Raw genomic sequence first — 23,370 nt, 5'->3', positions numbered from 1 at the left:
TTTAACATTAGGCCGTTATGGGCTGCGTCGCTACGCACGGTATTTGGCCATGATTAGTCCTGTTCGCTTTCCAACCAGGCAACGATTTTATGCATGCCTGTGCTGTTCGAGCCTTTTACGAGTACACCGTCGCCATTGTTGAAGGTATCTGCCAGTACCGTTTTTAATGCCTCAATAGACGCCACGTAGGCGCCTTGCTGCGCAGTAGGCAAACGCTCCCAAAATGTTCGGTAATGGGGGCCAACAACATACAGTGCGTCGATTTTAGCGCGCTCGACAGCCTCTAAAAGTGCCGTGTGGTAGTGCTCGGCTGATGGTCCCAGGTCTTCCATTTGCCCCAGAATGGCAATTCGTTGTCCTTCAACAGTGAGGTGTCCCAGCCGATCCAGTGCTGCGACCATTGAGCCTGGATTGGCATTGTAGGCATCATTGATTAGCGTAAACTGGCGACCCTTAAAACGAATCAGTTGTTCCTCTCCACGGCCGGGCAGTGGACGGAATGTTTTTAAGCGTTCTAGTATTGGTGCTAACGGATAGTCCAATGCCGTAGTGACGGCTATTACGGCAAGGCTGTTCAAGGCCATATGATGGCCCGCTGCTCCAATTTTCATGCTCTCCTGTGGGCCGCCGTAACGTGACAATGTGGCAACCTGTGTTGCGTTGTCATAGCTAATCAGTCGTATGTCACTCTGCTCGTGTTCGCCGAACAATATGACGCGTTGCTTGTTCTTAATGGCGGCCGAATAGACCATTTCAAACTCGAGCATATCTCGGTTGATGACAGCGACCCCTCCCGGTGACATACCCTCGAAAATGGCGCTTTTGACACGCGCAATATCAGCTACCGTGTGTGAACTACCTATATGCGCCGGATGGACGTTGAGGAAAACAGCAACATGTGGCCGGGCCATTCTGGAACTAGTAGGCATTCTGCCGACTGCCATCTCTAGTACTAAGTGTGGCACATCCCATCCTGCTGACGTCAGGTTCCAGGCAATGCCATGCGGTAAATTGGCATTGTGCGCACTGGCATAAACGTCACCTTGGGTTGCTAAAACATGTGACAGCATAGCCACGGCTGTTGTTTTACCCGAACTTCCAGTCACTCCGACAACAACACCGCTCAGCTGATTTCGAGCATAGCGGCCAAGGGCTAAAATTGCCTCTCCACTGTTATCGACCTCAAGTATTGGGAGTTCGGTGTTTTCTAGCGCTGTCGCGGATGATGAGGATGAACTCACCATGATACCCGCTGGTGTTGGTAAGGTGCTCACGCGACTTGGCAGTACGCCGACCTTTTCATCTTCGCCTCTCACAACCACGAGGTCGCCACCGCAAACGCTCGGAGCGAAATACTTAACTCCCTTTGCAAACCACTCATGTGTGGGCCGTCGAAGCCAGCGCCCCCCGGTCGCTGTTTCTAAGTGATGGGCATTCCAAACGCGGTCGTTGATAACGGGTGAAGGGGCTAAGGGCGCCTTTAGGTAGTGGTTCAAGAACGCAACATACCCTGATAAGTAGTGCTCCACATCATCGATGCGTACGCGGAAACTGTGATGGCGAATAAAGAAGCTACCCATGATACGTTGGGGGTTCTGAAAGTAGATAGCGAATTCCGGCCAGAAGAACCCATTGAGCAGGTAGTGTGCCCGTGTTTCTAAGGCGCGGTAGAACATTTTTAAATCGATCTGTTCCAGCAGGTGTCGGTGTTGGTCGCTGGCTTTTAAGCGTGTAATCATTTTGTGGGCTGCCATCATCAACTCAAGCAGCGTTGGGAAGGTAGTGATACGCCCAATGACGAAGCCAAGATACCCAGCAACGTTTTTGATGCCAAATTGGTAGTAACGCTCTTCCGGCCGGTAAAGCGTTAATTCATTGACGCAGTAGCTAAGCCAATGGTCATGGATTTTCCAGTGCTCTTTCTCGATGAAATACTCAAACGCCTCTTCAACCGTGTTCAACCAGCGCTCATCTTTAGTAAGGCCGTATAGGCGCATTAGGCCGAAAGCGGCCTCGCCATCGTAATATATGATGCGAAACTCTTCTTTTATGCTGAGATCGTCGGCATTTAAAACATGATTGAACTGGCCAGTGGCCTGATGCTGCATGTGCTGTATGCCAAGCGCTAGCTGCTCCATAAGCGGCAAGTATTGCTGATCATTAGTAAGCTCTGTGTACTTAACAAGGGCAAGCAAGCACACCGCGTTGCCGCCGAGCTTTATTTCGTTATTGCTGTCTTGTAAGTAAGCAAGGGTTTCCCCCGATGGTAAGCTATATTGGCGAATTAATTGGCTCGTTAAGTGCTCGATTGAGCGGTCTATTGCTGACTTTAGCTCGCTACTTTGGGTGACTTCCCATGCTTCAAGCATAGAGTACGTGGTACTGGTGTGGCGAAGCGTATTGTAGGCGTTGATATCTCTATCGAAGCAGGGGTGAATGCCATAAATAAAGCGGCCTGTTGCATCGACCTGTTCTGCTAGGAACTGGCTGGATTGCTGAATTAATGACGTTACCTGTACGGGGTCTAGCTTCTCGATAATCCGCCGCCCGGTATTGCGACCTTCTTGGCCACCGCTATAGCCGTGAAGCAGTTTATACGGCTGGTCGGGTTGTACTAAGATGGCTTGGGTGGTGAACAGCAGGGCTTGATCTTGATGGGCGGGTAATGAGAAGTGCTTACCGTAACGCTTCACTCCATAGATGAGAAAATTTTTCTTGTTCAGTGCGGCCCTTGGCTGATTGCCCCCCAGGTACAGCATGGCGTTGGCATTGAGTTCTTGCTCAAGAAAGGCGTAGCGGAAGTTGGTATCTAAAGAGACGCCATAGCGGAAATAGTTGCGCTTTACGCTGTGTATCTCTTTTAGGCAGTCGGCCCATGGCATGGCCCGTGTTTCGGTTACCCAATCAATACGTAGCCAGCGTACCTTGGGTGACTCTTTAAATTTTCGTTGTTGCCAGTCGGCGAGCTTTTTCCATACCTCGGCTAGATGTTTGCCTGAAAACTGCACCACGGTTGCGCGTTGCAAGCCATCCGTGAATGATAAAAATAGAGTAAGTGGTTTGCTGACAGGTAGGTGGGCCTTCGACAGCTCAGCTTCCAGTGGCGCTTTTGCCTGCACAATTAACTCTGAGAGCTTTTTTGCGGGATGCTCATTGATGAAGCTGCGTACCTGAGGCGGTTTGGCTTTGGGTTGGGCACTACGTGCGGAGGTAGGCTTTTTCACTGTCGATTGCTGGCGCATGCTGTGCTTCTCGTTGTTAACGTCGCGGAAACATGTGGGTATGGTGCGTTAACGCTTTATGTTTGGCTTAAATATCACATTTTAATTAGTGTGTGTCATTAGCATCGAAGAGTCGCAATTCATGCTTTTTCTGGATTAATTAGCTGCGTTGTAGATCCGCGTTAAAAGAACTTGCCAAGCATAGGGGGGATCTGTATTATATGCATCCGTTCGAGGGGGTCGTTAGCTCAGTTGGTAGAGCAGTTGACTTTTAATCAATTGGTCGTAGGTTCGAATCCTACACGACCCACCATTCGAACAGGTTTCAGGTTTATAGCGCCAAGTAATCAGCTAGGTGCGCAGCAAAATTTGGGTCGTTAGCTCAGTTGGTAGAGCAGTTGACTTTTAATCAATTGGTCGTAGGTTCGAATCCTACACGACCCACCAAATTTAACGCCCTTGGTAGCTTGCTGCCAGGGGCGTTTTGCTATGTCGGTGATAAGCCGTCCCAGCGCGCACTTAATGCTTGCGGCGGGCAACGATTTAACACCACAATAGTCTTGGTTATAGCTACCAATGATGTCACGGTAGCGCTGCCCGCACGAGTGGTGGGCAGAGCGACGAGTCACCGCGAGAGACGCAGCGACTTGTCGCATCGAGTGCGGCGTTTGCGGAGTGCACACGCCGTGACCGGTGTTTAACAGGGGGATTCCCTGTTCGTCACAGTGGTAGACACGATGACTATTATGACTACTCAAGCTGAGCTTGACGCTCCGCTCCCCAGCCCATATTGCCCCACCCGAATTCCTGCGGAAGATGAGGCTCGGGTAGCCGAAATCAAGCAGTTGCTAAACGCACATAATGCGGTGCTCGTTGCCCATTACTACACCGATGATGCCATTCAACAGCTGGCTGAAGAGACCGGTGGCTGTGTTGCTGACTCCCTTGAAATGGCGCGCTTTGGTGCGCGGCACGATGCAACAACGCTGGTGGTTGCAGGTGTACGCTTTATGGGAGAGACAGCGAAAATTCTATCACCAGAAAAACGCGTCTTAATGCCTACTCTGGAGGCGACCTGCTCGCTGGATATTGGCTGCCCCGCTGATGAGTTTAGCGCTTTTTGTGATGCCCATCCCGATCGTACCGTTGTGGTATACGCCAATACTTCAGCTGCCGTGAAAGCGCGCGCTGACTGGGTCGTCACTTCTTCGATTGCGGTCGACGTTATTGAGCACCTGCAAGCCAAAGGTGAAAAAATACTGTGGGCACCAGATAAGCATTTAGGCGGTTATATCCAGAAAAAAACCGGTGCAGATATGCTGATGTGGGACGGTGCCTGTATCGTTCACGAAGAGTTCAAGGCAAAGGGGATTGAAGACCTTAAGCGCCTTTATCCTGAGGCTGCTGTACTGGTCCACCCGGAGTCGCCCGATGCTGTGGTCAAATTGGCCGATGTGGCAGGTTCAACCTCTCAATTGATCAAAGCCGCGCAGACGTTGCCCAATGAAAAATTGATCGTTGCTACTGATCGCGGCATTTTCTTTAAAATGCAGCAGGCGGTGCCCGATAAAGTACTTTTTGAGGCGCCCACTGCTGGTAACGGTGCCACCTGTCGCAGCTGTGCGCATTGCCCATGGATGGCGATGAATGCTCTGGATAACTTGGCTGGTGCGTTGCGCGACGGTAGCGGTGAGATTTTTGTTGATGACACGCTGCGTCTGCAGGCATTAAAACCATTAGAACGAATGCTGGGCTTTAATGCCTAGCGTATAAATGCCCCATGGACGCCAGCAGCAGCCCGAATGCGATCAGCATTCGGGCTGTTTTTGTGAAACGTCAAAATTTCCCTAGTGCCTCGCGATATTCAATGAACGCTTCCCTACGTTGTTCGATACGTGCCAGTGCCTGTTGATCATTCTCTTGCTGAGCAGCATCTTTGGCGATGCTCAACTGACGAATACCGCGGTCAATTCTGCCTGTTAGCTGTAAGTGTTCTGCTCGTGCTAAGTGTCCCCAGCCGTCATAACCGCTTCGGCCAGCCGCTTCGGCAAGAAGATTGAACCCTTGAGGAGCTTCAGGGTGCAGAGCAGTCATCTCGCGCAATAACTCATAGGCTGCTTGCGGGTCGCGCTGGAGCTGGGCTTCGGCTAGCACTAATTGAGCAGGTAAGTAGTTAGGCATAATGCGCAGCAGGCGCTGGCTACGGGTAATAGCCTCCTCATAGCGGTGTGCTTCTAGCGCAACGGTGGCGGCAGAAGCAGGTAGCATGCCGTAGTCAGGTAGCTCACGGGCCAGTTGATCAATGGTTCGCAGTGCGTTGTCTGTTTGGCCATTGCGAGCTGCAATTAGCGCTGAAAGATAGCGTTGCGCTTGCTCTTCGCTATCCTCTTGAGCAAGTCGAGATGCGGCTTGCTGCGGTGTGTTGTGGTAAATGCTCAGGAGTGCGCGGGCGCGCATCATGTCGTATAACGTGTCGCTGGTATAGGCGTCGGCAATATTTAGCTGCGATGCGCGTGCTTGAGCATCGCTTAAGCGGCTATCACTCACCGGGTGGGTAAGTAAGAACTCTGGTGGCGTGCCGCCCTGGAGCCGAGCCATCCGCTGCATAGCGCTGAACATCCGCACCATCGCATCTGGGTTGTATCCTGCGCTTGCCATTGCCTGTAGGCCAACCCGGTCGGCTTCTTGTTCAAAGCGCCGTGAATAGGACAGTTGATCTTGAATTAGTGCCGCTTGGGAACCCATTGCGGCGGCCATGCCCGCATCGCCGCCTCCGCTAGCGGCAATGAGCATGCCTGCTAGCATAGCGGCCATTGCAGGCAGTTGTGTCTGCTCCGCACGTGCACTGCCCCTGGCGTAGTGTCGTTGAGATAAGTGGCCCAGTTCGTGGGCGATGACCGACACAAAGGCTCCCTCATCTTCAGCGAAGGCGAATAGCCCTGAATTGATACCTATGACACCCCCTGGGACCGCGAAAGCATTGAGAGAGCTGTTATCAACCATCACGGTGGTTGTGCGAAGGTTGCCAAGCTGGCTGTGGGGAGCAAGGCGTGCAACTAGACTATCTAGGTAGTCATTGACGATAGGATCTTGCCACTGTGGTGCCTGGGCACGAAATTGACGAAGCCAAGCGCGCCCCAGGCGGTACTCCTCGTTACTGACAGAGGTTGATGCGCCGCCTAGGCTGGGGAGCTGATAATCGTCGAAGCCAAGGCTGGGTGGGCTAACACTGGCGACGCTTAGCATGAGCGCTAGCGCGTAGGCTCGGCGAGAAAGTGCGAATCGAAGGTGCAGCATGGCATCCTCATGGTGTTCCTGATTTTCAAGTAATATACGCAGCAAACAGCGGTGTGACATTGATTCAGGCAGGTAAGTGCCGTTAAATCAAATTCTCAAGCGACCGTTTTAAAGAAATAGTTTATGTAACAATGCCGTATTCAAGTAAGTATGTTGATCAAGCAGGCATTTTGGGGAGAGGGTATGTCCGAGCACACAGAGTCCAGAACAAACGCTAGCATCAAGCCCGATATGGTGCTGGATGCTACCGGGTTGCACTGCCCGCTGCCATTATTAAAGGCCAAGCAGGCACTGGCAGGGTTGGCCCCTGGTCAATTACTTGAAGTAAGAGCAACTGACGCTGGTTCGTGGCGTGATATAGCATCGTTCACTGAGCTTAGTGATCATGTGCTAGAAGCGCGCGAACAGCATGGCGATATGTTCTATTTTTGGATATGTAAAGCAGGGGTGTCTCACTCATGACCATGCGCACTATTCTGAAAAGTTGGATTGATCGCTACTTTTCAGACGAAGAGGCGTTGATTCTTCTCTTGGTATTGGTAGCTGGTTTTGCAGCCATTATTTGGTTTGGCAGGATGCTGGCACCGTTCTTCACCGCGCTGGTGATAGCTTTTTTACTACAGGGCGTAGTGAGTGCCTTGACGCGACGCGGTGTGCCCCATTTGCTAGCGGTCATTGTTGTATTTGTGGCGTTTGTTAGCGTGTTGCTAACAATGGCCTTTATTTTGATGCCGCTGATATGGAATCAACTTGTCGGGCTTGTTCAGGAAACGCCGCGAATGTTTGCTAGCGGCCAGGGGTGGTTAGATGAACTTCAGGCTCGTTATCCTAATCTAATCACTCCCGATCAAATGCAGAGCTGGATCGGTGTTGCCAGCCGGGAAATTAGCCAGCTAGGACAGCGTGCACTAACGCTTTCACTGGCATCACTCGGCAATATTATGTCGTTGATTATTTACTTAGTGCTAGTGCCGATACTGGTATTCTTCATGCTGAAGGATCGCCAGTCTTTAGTAGGCTTTACGCTATCGCTGCTACCGCAAAAGCGTTCGCTGCTAACGCGTATTTGGCATGAGATGGATCGTCAAATTGCCAATTATATACGCGGTAAATCGATAGAGATTATTATCGTCGGTACGGTCGCCTTTTTTACCTTCGCTTTCTTTGGCTTACCATACACCGCCCTGTTAGCAGTGCTAGTGGGTTTTTCTGTGCTCGTGCCATACATTGGCGCGGCAGTGGTCACCATCCCAGTGGCGGCTGTTGCCGGATTTCATTTTGGAATCAGTGAGCAGTTTGCTTATGTCGTTGTCGCTTACGGTGTTATTCAAGCACTTGATGGGAATGTGCTTGCACCGGTGCTGTTTTCAGAAACGAATAACATTCACCCGGTTTCCATTATTGTCGCGGTGCTGTTTTTTGGTGGTATCTGGGGGTTCTGGGGCGTTTTCTTTGCGATTCCCCTGGCCACCCTGCTAAAAGCGCTGGTTTATGCATGGCCAAGAGGAATGGCAGAGAGGGAAGGGGAAAAGCAACTGCCATTGACTGAACATTAGACGTCACCAGCTAACCGCAGTACACGCAGCGCGAACGGAAAGGTTGTCTGCGAATCAGCCGCAGCCCCTTCGCGCTGCACCCGTTAAGGAGACGGCGCTTTTGACCTTGTTAGCTGGCGTGCAGCGCTTCTGCCGCTGCTAGTACCTCGTCAGCATGCCCTGGTACTTTAACGCCGCGCCACTCTTGAGCAAGCTTACCCTCGCTGTCGATTAGGAAGGTACTGCGCTCAATGCCAAGATGCTCTTTACCGTACATCTTTTTAAGTTTGATAACGTCAAAAATCTGGCATACGGTTTCGTCCTTATCGGAGATAAGCTCGAAGTTAAAATCTTGCTTGGCTTTGAAGTTCTCTTGAGCACGGATACCATCTCTAGAAACGCCGATAATAACCGTATTGGCAGCATCGAATCGTGGCTTGCGGTCTCTAAAGTCTCCGCCTTCGGTAGTGCATCCTGGGGTGCTGGCTTTTGGATAAAAGTAGATAATCACCTGCTTGCCACGTAGCTCAGACAGTGTCACCGTCATATCGCTAGTGGCAGGGGCGGAAAAGTCAGGTACCGGGTGGTTGAGTGTTACAGACATGAAGAGCTCCTTTGCTAAGATGGTCTACTTAGTTGATTACACGCAAGTAACGCTATTATGTCAAAGCGTATAGGCGCCCAGGAATCAGTCAAGTGAGAAAACTCTCAGTGCTTTACGCTGTACAGGTTCGAGCCGCCTGAGTACCATTTGCTGTCTGTAGCCTCCCTTGGGACGACAACACAGTGCTCAAGGCATAAAATGGCAGTAGGCTAAATCGCCCCGATATGCTCGTCCTGGTGGTCAGAGTACTTGTAGAGAGTACTTGTGGAGAGTGCTTGTAGAGAGTACTTGAGTGTGTTCTTGAGCTCTTTAGTGCTTGTAGAAAGGTTCGTGTGAACCGGCTCGTATGGACAGGTTCGTGTGGACAAGCTCTTAAAAATAGAGCCCTTATGGTCGAAGCTTCTCGATGTTCAATGAATATCGTCAGTAGCTTAATTTTATAATTTGGCAGGTGAGGAAAAAACGGATGATCACAGGCAGCATTGTCGCCCTGGCGACGCCGATGAAAGTCAATGGCGACATCGACTGGGAGGCGCTTCGTCGCCTGGTGAACTTCCACCTCGATAATGGCACTGATGCCATTGTTGCAGCGGGCACCACGGGTGAACCTACTACTATGACCTTTGCTGAGCACTTTGATGTGATCCGCAGCGTGGTAGAAGAGGTGAATGGCCGTATTCCAGTGATTGCAGGCACGGGAGCGAACGCCACATCAGAGGCGGTTGAGTTAGCACGCTACGCTAGCGAAGTCGGCGCAGATTACTGCTTATCGGTTTGCCCTTACTATAACAAGCCGACTCAGGAAGGCCTCTACCAACATTTCAAAGCAGTGGCTGAAGGAAGCAAACTGCCGGTAATTCTTTATAACGTTCCCGGCCGTACTTGCTCTGATCTGTATAATGAAACGGTAGTACGCCTAGCCGAGGTGAAGAATATTATCGGTTTGAAAGATGCTACTGGGAACCTTGAGCGTGCAGAGGATCTAATCACCCGCCTGAAGGGCAGTGATTTTATGCTTTACTCCGGCGACGATGCTACCGCCTGTGACTTTATGTTGATGGGCGGCCACGGTGATATCTCTGTGACTGCGAACGTAGCGCCTAAAGCAATGCATGAACTCTGTGCTGCAGCTGTGGCTGGTGATTCGGACAAGGCACACCAAATTAATACGCGTTTGATGCCGCTACATACAAATCTGGGCATTGAAGCGAACCCGATTCCGGTTAAATGGGCACTGCATCGCATGGGATATATGGACGCAGGGATTCGTTTGCCGTTGACCTGGCTGTCGGAAAAGTACCACGCCACTGTCAGTGAAGCGCTGCAGCTGGCGGGCGTCGTAGAGGAGTAATTCGACGTAACCCCTTTGCTACTCGGCGTACTTTGTTGATGCGCCGAGTACTCGACCTGTTGACTGTAAAGGTGGCTTGATGAGCCCTGTTCTTGAAAAACGTTTGCTTGAAAAACGCGCGCTTAAATGGATACCGCTGGCTCTCGCAACGGCTGTCACGCTTGCAGGGTGCGCGCGCGATGACGGTTACTATCACGACCGCAACTTGGATTATACTGAAGCTACTCCAGCCCCCCCCTTAGTACTGCCGGAAACCCGCAATCCTCAGCGTTATCGTGATGCCATGCCGGTGCCCCAGGTGGCGCTCCAGGGCAGCCGTATTGATGAAGCGGCCGAGATTGCTCCCCCCCAGACGCTGACAATTGGCAGTGGTTTAGAGCCTGAATTTGTAGAGCGTCGTCAGGTCGGTGATCAGACTTGGTTGGTGGTCGCGGCAGATACGGGAACTGTCTGGCCTCAGTTAGAAGCGTTCGCGAATAGTCGCCAGCTAGGTGTTCAGCAAAGTGATGCGAACCAAGGCGTCATAGTGACTTCTCAAGCCACGCTGAAGCTACAAAGCGCACTCAGGGCGGGCAGTAGCGAGGTGCGCTGTGAACAAGCAGGGCAAAGTGTAGATGTGTGCCTTGATGCCCTAGAACAGTACTTAGGCGCACGCAGTGCAACTGCTAGTGCATCTTCTTGGACTGCACAGCGACTCGCACAAGATCAGACGCTGCAAATGCGTCAGCAGGGCGACGAATGGGAAGTTGTGATTCCACAACCTATTGATCGTGTTTGGGCAGAGCTGGATCACTATCTTGAGCTCGACTTTAGTGTCGAAGGTCAGCGAGACCTATTAGCTACTTCAGCGGAAAACTATGAGTTCCTGGTTGAGTACATGACCGAGACTGAGCGAGGTCGCAACCCTCTGCAAATTGTTTTCAGCCCCGATGTGCGTCGTATGTCGCAGCAAATTCGTCTTGCCCTTCAACCTAACGGCGATAAGACCATTCTGCGTGCGATAAATGCCAGTGAGCGTAGTTTTAGTGCTGATGATCAGCGCGAGCTGCTTGAGCGTGTCTCCGGCTACCTACGTTAATTTTTAATTTTTGAAATCTTTCGGAGCCCCTATGGAAAAGCGCCAAGAACTCTACGCTGGAAAAGCGAAATCCGTTTATACCACCGACGACCCTGATTTGTTGGTACTGCACTTTCGTGACGATACCAGTGCCTTTGATGGCAAAAAGAAAGAGTCACTGGCTCGTAAAGGTAAAGTAAACAACATCTTCAATGCTTTTATTATGCAGCGCCTTGAAGAAGCAGGGGTTCCGACCCATTTTGAGAAGCAGCTTTCTGATACGGAAAGCCTCGTCAAGAAAATGGAGATGATTCCTGTTGAATGTGTAGTGCGTAACATTGCGGCAGGCGGTCTAGTTAAGCGCCTGGGTGTGGAAGAGGGCATCAGTTTGAATCCACCCACCTTTGAATTGTTCTTAAAGAACGATGAAAAGGGGGACCCCATGATTAACGAGTCGCTAGCAGAAACCTTTGGTTGGGCAACCCCCGAGCAACTGGCGAAAATGAAGTCGCTTACTTTTCAAGTAAACCATGTGCTTAAGCAGCTTTTCGCCGAAGGCGACATGTTGCTAGTCGATTACAAACTTGAGTTTGGGGTCTTCAAAGGCAACATAATCCTCGGCGATGAATTCTCACCAGATGGGTGCCGCTTATGGGATGCCAATACGCGCGAAAAGCTTGATAAAGACCGTTTCCGCCAGGGGTTAGGTGGTGTCATTGAAGCGTATGAAGAAGTAGCACGACGGATCGGTATTCATATTGATTAATACTGTAGCGTATATGCCATAAAACGTTTGTGCTGATGCGCTCGCATAGTAAAAACCCGCTTAGGATAGCTGTTTCCTAAACGGGTTTTTTTTATTTAACTCTGATAGTGTGTTTTAGTCGTCTGAAGATTCGGCAGTCATTTCATCAAGCGCCTGTAATCGGTAGCCATAGCCATAGACCGAAACAAGGTTCCAACCAAATTCCGACGTTAGGCTAAGCTTTTTGCGCACTCGGTGAATATGAACGTCGAGTGTTCGAGTGCCCGGCGGATCACTTTTACCCCATACATACTCATATAGGTAGGAGCGGGAAAGAGGACTGCCTAGCTGGTTTAGCAGCAGATAGGCTAAGCGAAACTCTTGTTTCGTCAAAGGGACTTCTTCTCCATCTACGTAGGCTGTTTCACGGTTGGTATTGAGCTTAATACGGCCAAATTCTAATGTTTGCTGTTGAGCAACACTTTGTGTGCGTAGCGAGTGTCGACGAGTTGACGCATAGGCTCTTGCGGCCAGCTCGCGCGGTCTAAAAGGCTTGCTGATGAAGTCATCAGCCCCCGCGTTCAAGGCTTGAATAATATCGGTTTCTTCCTGCCTCAGGGTCACCATCAGGACAGCAGGAATAATCTGTAGATAGGTTTTCATCCAATTGAGCAGCGCAATACCAGTGCCGTCGGGCAAGTGCCAGTCAAGTATGACTAAGTCGAACGTATTGCGGCTAGCGGTATGAATAAAAGCCTTACTGGTTTCGAATGAGTAGATATTTGCCTCTATGCCTCGCTCGGCGAAGCCATCTATAAGCGCTTTTTCAATGCGCTCTGACACCACCTTCTCATCTTCTACTACTGCAATGCGCATAGGCTGTACCCAAATCAGGTCTCGTCAGTGAAAGTAAGGAGTGTAGGTTGCAAATCTATTTCTAGACTAAAAAAAATCATCAGGGCAGCATAGTTGATAGTTGCTCTGAAAGATGAGCTTTGCAAGTAGAAAAACTCGTTAACTGTCTTCTTTGTAGTGTTCGGTATTCCCAAAATTCTCCTCTATTGATGCTGCCGCAGTGGTATGATCAACGTCGAATGTGAGCGAAATACGTTACAGGTCAGCTACTGTCCAGAATACGCATGTCAACAGAAAAGTAAATTTATGAGTTTAATGAAAACGGTAATTTAAGGTGGTGTGAGATTTTATCATGCCTGGTGTTTTTTTGTAAGTTAATTAGTAAGTGCTTACTTTTAATTTGACTAAAGTGTTAATTGGGTTTTAGCTGAAATATATTTCTTCTTCCTTAGTGCTTATTAAGTGGAGATAAGGGGAGTTTAAAGGCCAAAATTTTAATGTTAGTTAAGTGCTTATTCAAAATTAATCGCGTAATCAGCTCCATAGCTACCCAATAGCCGGTGTACCTCTTCATAGAGGTGATCAAACGAAAGGTAAGCACTCAACGGCAGCCAAGCGTACTTCATCTGACGCCACAGTATCTCAATCAGATTCAGCTCCGGCGAGTAGACCGATAAGTAAATCAGATGCACACGGTGCGACATCCACTCAACTATTTTCCGCCTGAAGGCCTGCGAGCGATGCATGCTGGCGTTGTCGAGCACCACAACAGCGAAAGTATCGGTTTTTTCTGTGCTACAAACTGATCAAATGCTTCGATGACCGTCTCGGTGGTCACTGACCCAGTCGTGGTGTGGTAGATCAGTTTCCCAGCACGGCTGAGGAACCCCAATACGTTCAGCCTTCGGCTGTGTGAGTAGGCGGTCACCTCGCAGGGTTGCCCGATGGGACTCCACGCATAGGGTATCGACGACGATTGTGAAAAAACCGATTCATCAAAGTAATAGAGCTCGTGCTCACCTTGGTCCTCCTGCTGATGGAGGACCTTGAGGAGGCCTTGGGTGTTTCGGAAATCCGTCTCGTCACGCAGCGCTTTGAGAGAATGCCGGATACGTTTGAAGCTGAAGTCATTTTTTTTCAACGCTCGGCGAAGAGTCACCGTGCTGACGGTCTTGCCTGTCTCTTCTTCAAAACGGGCCTGCAAGGATCGAAGCTGGTGAGGCTGTTCGGCGACGAGTTCCTGAAGTCGCTGATGGTCGCTCTCGTCCAAGGCGGGCGTGCGATCACTGCGAGGCTTGTCGATCAACCCATTGAGGCCTGACGCTTCCCATTGCTTGAACTATCGTGATACGGCGTCGCGGCGGACCTCCAGTATCTGGCTAATTTGGTTGATCGTATGGCCTTGATTGCTCAGTAGGATGGCATGTGCACGGCGGCGTAGAGCACGCTTCTCACCGTGGTGATAGGCGGAAGATAGCTTCTGCTGTTCAGAGTCAGTAAGGGGAGCAACGAAACGCTTTAACATGGTTCCATCCGTTAGAGATACCTGACTCCAACATTGCACGAAAATTTAAAATCAGGCACTTAGCAGTGTGGAGGAAGGGGAGGCTCTATGCTAGCTTCAATGTTAAATAGTGTTTCAAGCATGGGTATGGCTTTCATGAGCTAGATACAAATATTTCAAAAAGGGCGGTTTCAAGTTCCAGGCGCAACACTATTGTAGGGGCTGAGTGCTAGGTATTGCTTTCTTCAGTACATCAGCGTGAGCTTCTAAAGGCGTAAGGGCATTTTGCGTTTCTCTTGGCCGGGTATTCAAGGAGTCAGCAATGGCATCAAGCTCCTCTTGGCTGTACACCGATAAAATTGGTGCCTTTCGGTAAGTATTGCCACAGAAGGCCATTGATATTCTTATTAGAGCCACGTTGCCAAGGGCTGTGCGGATCAGAAAAGTAAATAGCGGTCTCCGTGCGCTGCGTAATCTCTGCATGCTTTACCATCTCGCGACCTTGATCGTACGTCGTGGATAGACGCAGAGCCTTCGGTACTTCATTTAGTTTGTCGCTAAAGCCCAACGCAGCGGCTGCTGTGGTCGTGCCATCCAGCTTTACCAGCATGACGAGCCGGATCGTGCGCTCCACTAACGTGCCGACGGCGGATTGATTGTTGGCTCCCATGGTGAGATCACCCTCCCAATGACCAAGCATGAGGCGATCCTCAATGTCCGGAGGCTGCATGTGAATACTCACAAGTTCTAGAATTTGTTGGTGTTTGTCATTTCCTCGGCGACGGGGGCGTCGCTTACCGTTTCCCTGGAGTAGGCAAGCGATGAGTTTTTTTAAAGAGAGCCACGAGGCATCACATAGAGCGCATTGTAGATGGTCTCGTGCGATTTGGCGTGGTGACCAGTACTTGCGCAGCAAGTAAGTCACTAATTCGAACAGCTGGCTATCCGGGTGCAGCTTTGCGGTTCGGCGGGCTCGTCGTCGGGTTACGTGAGCACGGAATCCTGCAAGGCTAGCGTCGTAGCAATATTGAGCATTGATTGTGTGACGTGATATCTCACGCGATACAGTGTCCACAGAACGACCAAAGTGGCGAGCGATGTCACGCGACGAGTGCTTCGCGTGCATCAACGCTGATGACAGCGCGTTCTTCGGTGGAAAGATGGTGATAGTGAGTTATAGCAATAGCTCACCAAGTGCGTTAGGTGTTGCACTTGCTCATTGAGACCGCCCATCGTGGGCTTTTTTTGAAATAAAAGAATGCGTGAAATTTTTTCTTTTTGCTGTAGATCTGTGTGTCTCTTGGGTTCTATCGGCTAAATGTATTTCGGTAGGGAAATATGAACAATTGTAAGAACGATAGCATTGCCTAGTTTTTAGTTAACGATTTATTAACGTTTAACTGGTTGTTAATATTTTTCTATTATAATTAATTCGAGTGGGTAGTTGTTTTATTCTACTTTGATAATGTGGTTGGCTAAGCGTTGATTTGTTTTTTATTTCAATGGTTTTTAGGTTTTTTTGACCGCTGGTGATTTAGTTGGAATAACGTTGATTAATAATATTCACCGTAGTGCACGCTGCAAAGAAAATAATATTGTTAAATTTTGTAAGTAAGGCTGCTGGATTATTTTGTTTATTAAATCACTTCATTGTGAACAATTATTAACTCGTATTGAGGTATTACTTGTATAAGTAAGAGAATGTATCCACTAAGAAAAACCTTGTAAAAAAATCGCTATCTTCTGAGCTTTAGGGCAGCGGCTGGCGGTTATGTGAATTGGTCGTTTGTTTGTAGCTGCATTGCGAATGCTCCGGTTATTGAGATGCATTCAGCAGTTGCTGAGTCGGGAAAGTGTTGCGCTGGGGTAGGGGTTGCTTCTAAGCATCAACATTGCACCGAGATGACCAAGGTAAAGGGAACTGAGCGAGGCAATTGCATCTCCTCATCGAATAATTAGTGGAGTTCTAAGTCATGAATAACGTGTTTCGACTAATTTGGAACCGATCCCTTGGTCGGTTGGTCGTCGCCTCGGAAGCTTCTCGAGCAAAAAGTAAAGCCGGAAGTTGTCAAGGGTTAGTGGTTGGGCTAGTTGTTAGTGGACTCGTTACACTATCTTCAACCGCCTCTGCAGCAGTAGGTATTAGTGGAGGGGCAGGGAGCGGAACGGCGATATCAAGGTGCACTGGCACTACTCAAGCTAATGCTGTCGATGAACATAATATTGCAATTGGCTGCAATACGACAGCTGACGGCGGGTCACAATTTTTTGATAGACAAAACCCCTTTCACGAAGCAACGGGATCTACGGGAACGCTCTACGGCAATGCTACAAGCTATTCTTTAGCTATTGGTCAAGAGGCAAATTCTGATGGTGGGGGCGTCGCTTATGGTGCACATTCTTCGGCGACCTCATTAGCGGTAGCGCTTGGTGCCCGGGCCAAAGCCAGCGATGTTGCAGGTGTTGCCATTGGTCCAGCAGCTTGGGCTGCAGGCAACACATCGTTAGCACTTGGTAGGCAAACTGCTGCGACTGCAGATTTTGCACAAGCCATAGGGAATGTTGCTGCGGCAACCGGGAAAGGCTCTTTAGCGATGGGGCACTCTGCAACGGCCGAAGGATATCGTGCTATTGCCATAGGCTCTGCTGATATTGAAAACGCCGGATCTACCGGTGATCAGGATGGTGTTACCTATCAGACAGCACTTCGTACTCATTCAGCGGGACGTGACTCTATAGCCTTAGGGGGAGGGGCGCTAGCAACTGAAAATGATGCATTAGCAATCGGTGCGTTTTCAGCATCATCTGGTGAGAAGAGCGTTGCAATTGGTACGGGAGCGGACGCACAGGGGAAGGAGTCTGTCTCTATTGGTCAAGGCTCAGTAACCACACTAGAGGGTGCGGTAGCCGTTGGGCAAAATACACGTGTGGAAGCGGCAAATAGCGCTGCTATTGGCCGCGCTTCAGTGGCAACCGCACCGAGCGGCTTAGGCTATTTAACTAACTCGGCAACACCAAGTGGTGTTGTGTCAATTGGTACCATAGGTGATGAGCGGCGCCTGCAAAATGTATCGGCGGGCTCAGCTGATACGGATGCTGTTAACGTTTCACAATTGAAGGTTGTCAATGAAACGGCCAACAAAGGCTGGGATCTCACCGCCAATGGCGAAGCTACTGGCGAGAACATCGCCCTCGGCGAAACGGCGGACTTCAGCGAAGGCAATAACATTGCCATCACCCGCACGGGTAACAGCATTGAAGTGGCTACTGCGGATGATGTCGAGTTCACGAACGTCGAGGTGACTGAGAACCTGAACGTCGCGGGCGATACGGATATCGCAGGTGATACTATCATTGGTGGCAGCACCACCATCAATGAAAACCTCACGGTGGCAGGTGAGACCAAGCTGGGCGACCACTTCGTCGTCAACAACGAAGGTAACGTCACCTACACCGGTGACATCACCGAAGGCGACCACATCACCAACAAGACCTACGTTGACGGTCTGGGCGACGATTTGATCGCCGAAGGCCTCAACTTCGCGGGTAACGACGGTGAGGTTATCCACAAAGACCTGGGTGAGCAGCTCGACATCGTTGGCGGCATGACCGACCTGGATGAAGACGCCGCCTCGGCCGAGAACCTGCGTACGGTTCAGAACGCCGACGGCGCGCTTGAAATCCAGCTGTCCAAGAACCTGACGAACCTGGAAAGCGTCGAATCGACCACGGTGAACGTTACCGAAGAACTGACGGTGGCCAACAAAACCACCATCAATGAAGGCGGTATCACCACCAACAACGTCGATATCACTGAAAACCTCACGGTGGCAGGTGAGACCAAGCTGGGCGACCACTTCGTCGTCAACAACGACGGTAACGTCACCTACACCGGCGACATCACCGAAGGCGACCACATCACCAACAAGACCTACGTCGACGGTCTGGGCGACGATTTGATCGCCGAAGGCCTCAACTTCGCGGGTAACGACGGTGTTGTGATCCACAAAGACTTGAGTGAACAGCTCAACATCGTTGGCGGCATGACCGATCTGACGGCAGACGTCGCCTCGGCCGAGAACCTGCGTACGGTTCAGAATGCCGACGGCGATCTTGAAGTCCAGCTGTCTAAGAACCTGACCAACCTGGAAAGCGTCGACTCGACCACGGTGAACGTGGCCGAAGAACTGACGGTAGCCGGCAACACCACCATCAATAAAGGTGGCATCACCACCAACAACGTCGATATCACCGACAACCTCACGGTGGCAGGTGAGACTCAGTTGGGCGACAACTTCGTCGTCAACAACGATGGTCACGTCACCTACACCGGTGACATCACCGAAGGCGATCACATCACCAACAAGACCTACGTTGATGGTCTGGGCGATGACCTCGTTGCCGAAGGCCTCGACTTCGCGGGTAACGACGGTGTTGTGATCCACAAAGACTTGGGTGAGCAGCTCAACATCGTTGGCGGCATGACCGATCTGACGGCAGACGCCGCTTCGGCCGAGAACCTGCGTACGGTTCAGAATGCCGACGGCGATCTTGAAGTTCAGCTGTCTAAGAACCTGACCAACCTGGAAAGCGTCGACTCGACCACGGTGAACGTGAACGAAGAATTGACGGTAGCCGGCAACACCACCATCAATAAAGGTGGCATCACCACCAACAACGTCGATATCACCGACAACCTCACGGTGACAGGCGAGACCCAGCTGGGCGACAACTTTGTCGTCAACAATGATGGTAACGTCACCTACACCGGTGACATAACCGAAGGCGATCACATCACCAACAAGACTTACGTCGATAACAGTGTGACTGAGCTGGAGGATACACCGCTGACGTTTGGTGCTGATGAAGGTGAAGACACTGAACGCCGCTTGGGCGATCGTCTCGACATCGTGGGCGAAGTCGACGATGAAGGACACAATAACGTCATCACCAAGGTAACTGATGAAGAAACACTGGAACTGGCGCTGAATGCTGACTTGAACGTCGACAACAGCATCACCGTGGGAGAGACCTTTATTGATGGTGACAGCGTTACCACCAATAACATGACGGTGAACGAGAACCTGACGGTTGAGGGTGACACGTATCTGAACGAGAACCTATACGTCGATGGCAGCACCACTATCAACGAAAACTTGACGGTAGAAGGCACCACCCAACTGGGCGATAAATTCTTCGTTAACAACGGAGGTAACATTACCTACGACGGCGACATCACCGAGAACAACCATATCACCAACAAGCAGTATGTGGATAACACTGTCAGTGAAGTTGCGGATACACCGTTGACGTTTGGTTCTGATGAAGGTGAAGACACTGAACGTCGCTTGGGCGATCGTCTCGACATCGTGGGCGAAGTCGACGATGAAGGACACAGTAACGTCATCACCAAGGTGACCGATGAAGAAACACTGGAATTGGCGCTGAATGCTGACTTGAACGTCGACAACAGCATCACCGTGGGGGAGACCTTTATTGATGGTGACAGCGTTACCACCAATAACATGACGGTGAACGAGAGCCTGACGGTGGGAGGTACCACCCAACTGGGCGATAACTTCTTAGTTAACAACGAGGGTAACGTCACCTACGACGGCGACATTACTGAAAACAACCACATCACCAACAAGCAGTATGTGGATAATTCCGTGACTGGCCTGGGAGATACGCCGCTGACGTTTGGTGCTAATGAAGGCGAAGACACCGAACGCCGCTTAGGTGAGCGTCTCGACATTGTGGGCGAGGTCGGCGATGACAGTCACAGCAATATCATCACCAAGCTGAGCGATGATGAGACGCTGGAATTGGCGCTGAACGATGATCTGCAAGTAGGCAATAGCATCACTGTTGGTGAAAGTGGCCCCGTTATTAGTGTCGAAGGCATCGATATGAGTGATACCAAGATCACTAACCTAGCAGCAGGCGATGTATCAGCGGATAGTAAAGATGCAGTCAATGGCTCTCAGCTTTATCAGCTAGAAAGCATCGTGACGAACGTGACTGGCGATATCAGTAATGAATATATTACTGAAAATGGCTTAGGTATTCGCTATGTGCGCACCAACGACAGTGGCTTACCAGTAAGCGATGCCTTTGCCCAAGGAGAAGGCGCCACTGCCGTGGGTTACGAGGCTGTGGCCTCCGCAGATCGCGCACTGGCGATGGGCTACGACGCTATTGCCTCGCATCAAGGTAGCGTAGCGCTAGGGGAAGGCGCTCGCACTGCAGAAGCGGTTGGTACCGCATCGGTAGACATTGCAGGCCAAACGTACCAGTTTGCAGGTGCTTCTCCCGTCGCCACCGTCAGCGTTGGCAGTATGGGCAGCGAGCGCACCATCACCAACGTGGCGGCAGGTCGTATCACCGCGGATAGCACCGATGCCATTAATGGTAGCCAGCTTTATGCCGCGATGGACTTTATGGGCAGCCTGGACGATCGTCTAACGATTGTTGAAGGTGACACAAGTGGCGGTGGAACGGACGGCGCTGTTATGTATGACCGTGATGACAACGGTGATATCAACTATGACAGCGTTACGCTGGCCGGTGAAGATGGCACCAAGCTGACGAACGTTGCGGATGGCGATATCAGCAATGATAGCTCCGATGCAATTAACGGCAGCCAGTTGCACGATACCAACCAGAATGTGGCTAACAATACCACCAATATTGCTGGCAACAGCCAGCGCATTACCAACAACGAAGGGAATATTGCCGACAACAGCCAGCGCATTACCACGAATGAAAACAGCATCACCGATATCAACGAAACGCTGGGGCTAGGGTTGAACTTTGGCGCTGATGAAGGTGATACGGTTAACCGCCAGTTGGGTGATACGGTGGCGATCACCGGTGATGACAATATCACGACCAAGACAACCGATGACGGTGTACAGATAACGATGAACCGTGATTTGGATGTTGATAGTGTCACCACCGGCAACACCACGGTTAATAACGACGGTGTCAGCATTAAAGATGGCCCGAGCATGACGGTTAACGGCATTGATGCTGGTGGCACCACTATCACCAACGTCGCACCGGGTGTTAATGAGGGCGATGCGGTCAATGTAGGGCAGATGAACGAGCTTGGCCGTCGCTTCCAGAACGAGATCGTCAACGTACATGGTCGTATCGACAGCGTTGAACGCAGCGCGAATGCGGGCTCTGCCAGTGCGATTGCCGCTTCCACGGTGCCGCAAGCCTGGATGCCCGGTAAGAGCATGATTGGTGTAGGGGCAGGTACTTATGGCGGTGAGTCGGCGGTATCGGTCGGTATCTCGCGCCTTTCTGACAATGGTCGCTGGGTGATTCAAGGCAAGGTAACGGGCGACTCGCAAAGCAACTTCGGCGCAGGTATTGGCGCTGGCTGGCACTGGTAAAGGAGAACGACGTGAACAACCTTCGTAACACAATGATGAACAAGGCGGCCCTTGGGGCCGCCAGTATCGCCGCCGTTCTCGTGTTGACGGGCTGTGCTAGCCCGTCTAACAGCGACCGTGCAGAGCTAGGTGAAGTGGATGATGGCTTTCCAGCGCTAGCGGATAACTGGTATGACGGGGGCCAGTTTGTCGATCCGGATAGCGTGCTGCGCATTGCAGAAGGGCAAAGCAAAGAGCAAGTACGGCAGCTCATTGGTAACCCCCATTACGCGGAAGGGTTCTTTGGGGTGCGGGAGTGGAACTACGTGTTTAACCTGTACACGGGAAATGGCAATGAGTACCTCACCTGCCAATACCAGGTGCACTATGGCGATGACATGACGTTAGAAAGCACCCGTTGGCGAAATGCACAGTGTCCGGCGTTACTGATACCCATCGAAGTAGAAGAGATCGCTGCAGAGCCGCGCAAAGAGAAATTAACCTTATCAGGTGATGTACTATTCGATTTTGATAGCGACACGCTAACATTAGAGGGGCGGCGAACCGTCGATCAAGTAACCCAGGCAATTACAAATGACTTTGCAAACCCGAGTGTATTGATTGCGGGTTATACAGACCGTTTTGGTAATGAAGCTTATAACTTAGCATTATCCAACTCTCGTGCTGAGACCGTGGGAGCCCGTATGGCAACCCGAGGTGTGCACCGCTCAAATATTATGACGGCTGGCCATGGTATGGCAGATCCTGTTGTTGAGTGCCCAGGGAGGATTGCAACGCCAAGTGTGACTGAGTGTTTGCGACCGAATAGACGAGTTGAAATCACGGTTACTGAGACGTCTCGTTAGTTGCTAATTTAGTTAATTAGTACTAAAAATTAATTACTAATGGTGGGGGATGTTACCCCCTGCCTTTTAAAAACTAGGAACTTAATAATGAAGTATGTTGGCTATCTCACGACGTTCGTAGCAGCAGTTGTGGCGGCAGTTGGTCTATCTGTATTCAGTATGGGAGTCATGGCGGAGCAGCAAGAGCAACAGCAACCAGCTAAGGAGTCAGTGGATCAAAGCTCGATATGTGTAGCAGTAAGTGACGAACAAGCGCTAGAGTGTCCGGAAGGTGGCCTATTTTTAGCACGTTTGGTCGTTAGTGAAAATGACTTGCAAAACCCACTGTTACTTGAAAACCGTGTGCTTAACACCATGGCTCTTTTCTGTGATACCAACTTTGAAATTCAACATACAAACACGGGTGTACTTTGTGTACTGACCCATGAGCGTGTCGGTATGCCAGCTGAAGATGTTAACGCTATTGAAGCAGTTGAAGAAGAGTCAGTTGCAGAAGAGTCAGTTGAAGACTGATATCTCATCGTAAATTGAAATAATATTATTGCTTTAATCTAATAAATTAATTTAAGAGGTCGTTTTATATGAGCAAACAGCGTGCGACAGGTTCAGCAAAAAGCAGTGCAGTTAGTAAAAGTGAAGCCACTCAAAACGACAAAAACGTAACTGCTAACGAAAGTGAATCTGCGGTTGCCGTCGGTGAGCAAGCAGCACAACCAACTGTCACAATAGACGGTAAAAAGTACACGCTTGAAAGCCTGGGACAACAGGGGCGCGAACAGCTTCAGAACTTGCGAGTAACTGATCAAGAACTACAGCGTTTACAAGATCAACTGGCTATTACGCAAACGGCTCGTAATACTTATGCCCGTATTTTGGCAGAAGTGACGCAGTCGGTAACGCCAGTGAAGTAATCTTGTAAGCTGTGAGATTGCTCAATTTTGTTGAATGCCCGG

General features: G+C 50.4%; 15 protein-coding genes, 2 tRNA genes and 1 pseudogene. 12 read left to right on the top strand and 6 right to left on the bottom strand.

The features are described from left to right. Positions 1-53 precede the first annotated feature (53 nt). Positions 54-3,242, bottom strand: coding sequence for a UDP-N-acetylmuramoyl-tripeptide--D-alanyl-D-alanine ligase (locus IR195_RS16515; protein ID WP_206048092.1), 3,189 nt, complete (start codon positions 3,240-3,242; stop codon positions 54-56). Between the two features lie 216 nt (positions 3,243-3,458). Here IR195_RS16515 and IR195_RS16510 point away from each other — a divergent pair. The 3 genes from IR195_RS16510 (at position 3,459) to nadA (ending at position 4,987) form a co-directional block, all read left to right on the top strand. Further along, positions 3,459-3,534 (top strand) — tRNA-Lys (locus tag IR195_RS16510). A 58-nt stretch (positions 3,535-3,592) separates the two neighbouring features. Next, a tRNA-Lys gene (locus IR195_RS16505) sits at positions 3,593-3,668 on the top strand. A gap of 290 nt (positions 3,669-3,958) precedes the next feature. Continuing rightward, positions 3,959-4,987 (top strand): quinolinate synthase NadA, encoded by a 1,029-nt coding sequence (nadA, locus tag IR195_RS16500; RefSeq protein ID WP_125751317.1) that lies wholly within the window; start codon positions 3,959-3,961, stop codon positions 4,985-4,987. 70 nt (positions 4,988-5,057) lie between these two features. Here the strand turns inward: nadA and IR195_RS16495 are convergent, their stop codons facing one another. Beyond that, positions 5,058-6,518 carry a M48 family metalloprotease gene (locus tag IR195_RS16495; protein ID WP_206048091.1) on the bottom strand — a complete coding sequence of 487 codons (1,461 nt, stop codon included), beginning with the start codon at positions 6,516-6,518 and terminating at the stop codon, positions 5,058-5,060. A gap of 183 nt (positions 6,519-6,701) precedes the next feature. On the opposite strand from IR195_RS16495, the gene IR195_RS16490 reads away from it, so the two are divergent. Then, positions 6,702-6,980: a sulfurtransferase TusA family protein gene (locus IR195_RS16490; protein WP_206048090.1), complete on the top strand. Its 279-nt coding sequence runs from the start codon at positions 6,702-6,704 to the stop codon at positions 6,978-6,980. Continuing rightward, positions 6,977-8,074: an AI-2E family transporter gene (locus IR195_RS16485; RefSeq protein ID WP_125751308.1), complete on the top strand. Its 1,098-nt coding sequence runs from the start codon at positions 6,977-6,979 to the stop codon at positions 8,072-8,074. The genes IR195_RS16490 and IR195_RS16485 overlap by 4 nt, the downstream gene beginning before the upstream one ends. Before the next feature lie 109 nt (positions 8,075-8,183). On the opposite strand, the gene IR195_RS16480 is transcribed toward IR195_RS16485, so the two are convergent. Then, entirely contained in the window at positions 8,184-8,657 is a 474-nt protein-coding gene (locus IR195_RS16480) for a peroxiredoxin (RefSeq protein ID WP_206048089.1), read from the bottom strand. Positions 8,658-9,123: 466 nt separating this feature from the next. Here IR195_RS16480 and dapA point away from each other — a divergent pair, with 466 nt between their 5' ends. The 3 genes from dapA to purC all read left to right on the top strand — a co-directional run bounded on the left by dapA (position 9,124) and on the right by purC (position 11,831). Continuing rightward, positions 9,124-10,008 (top strand): 4-hydroxy-tetrahydrodipicolinate synthase, encoded by an 885-nt coding sequence (dapA, locus tag IR195_RS16475; protein ID WP_089039768.1) that lies wholly within the window; start codon positions 9,124-9,126, stop codon positions 10,006-10,008. A gap of 79 nt (positions 10,009-10,087) precedes the next feature. Next, complete coding sequence (gene bamC, locus IR195_RS16470; RefSeq protein ID WP_125751302.1) at positions 10,088-11,086, top strand: outer membrane protein assembly factor BamC; 999 nt, start codon at positions 10,088-10,090, stop codon at positions 11,084-11,086. 31 nt (positions 11,087-11,117) lie between these two features. Continuing rightward, a complete protein-coding gene (gene purC, locus IR195_RS16465; RefSeq protein WP_206048088.1) occupies positions 11,118-11,831 on the top strand; it encodes a phosphoribosylaminoimidazolesuccinocarboxamide synthase in 714 nt (237 codons plus the stop codon). Between the two features lie 114 nt (positions 11,832-11,945). Here the strand turns inward: purC and IR195_RS16460 are convergent, their stop codons facing one another. From IR195_RS16460 to IR195_RS16450, 3 genes and pseudogenes are all read right to left on the bottom strand, one after another. After that, positions 11,946-12,686 (bottom strand): response regulator transcription factor, encoded by a 741-nt coding sequence (locus IR195_RS16460; RefSeq protein WP_206048087.1) that lies wholly within the window; start codon positions 12,684-12,686, stop codon positions 11,946-11,948. 491 nt (positions 12,687-13,177) lie between these two features. Next, positions 13,178-14,190 (bottom strand): annotated as a pseudogene (locus IR195_RS16455) (IS630 family transposase). A gap of 307 nt (positions 14,191-14,497) precedes the next feature. Then, on the bottom strand, positions 14,498-15,295 hold the full coding sequence (locus tag IR195_RS16450) for an IS30 family transposase (RefSeq protein WP_206048086.1): 798 nt from the start codon (positions 15,293-15,295) through the stop codon (positions 14,498-14,500). Between the two features lie 847 nt (positions 15,296-16,142). Here IR195_RS16450 and IR195_RS16445 point away from each other — a divergent pair. The 4 genes from IR195_RS16445 to IR195_RS20490 all read left to right on the top strand — a co-directional run bounded on the left by IR195_RS16445 (position 16,143) and on the right by IR195_RS20490 (position 23,328). Continuing rightward, positions 16,143-21,572, top strand: coding sequence for a YadA-like family protein (locus IR195_RS16445; RefSeq protein ID WP_206048085.1), 5,430 nt, complete (start codon positions 16,143-16,145; stop codon positions 21,570-21,572). 11 nt (positions 21,573-21,583) lie between these two features. After that, on the top strand, positions 21,584-22,417 hold the full coding sequence (locus IR195_RS16440) for an OmpA family protein (RefSeq protein ID WP_206048084.1): 834 nt from the start codon (positions 21,584-21,586) through the stop codon (positions 22,415-22,417). Between the two features lie 87 nt (positions 22,418-22,504). Further along, positions 22,505-22,930: a hypothetical protein gene (locus tag IR195_RS16435; protein WP_089039761.1), complete on the top strand. Its 426-nt coding sequence runs from the start codon at positions 22,505-22,507 to the stop codon at positions 22,928-22,930. Between the two features lie 68 nt (positions 22,931-22,998). After that, on the top strand, positions 22,999-23,328 hold the full coding sequence (locus IR195_RS20490; protein ID WP_213017642.1) for a DUF6447 family protein: 330 nt from the start codon (positions 22,999-23,001) through the stop codon (positions 23,326-23,328). Positions 23,329-23,370: the final 42 nt, after the last annotated feature.

Origin of the sequence: Vreelandella venusta (assembly GCF_015689495.1) — a bacterium.
Classification (GTDB): domain Bacteria; phylum Pseudomonadota; class Gammaproteobacteria; order Pseudomonadales; family Halomonadaceae; genus Vreelandella; species Vreelandella venusta.
Note: the sequence above shows the minus strand (reverse complement) of the source record. Positions and strands in the feature narration are given on the sequence as shown.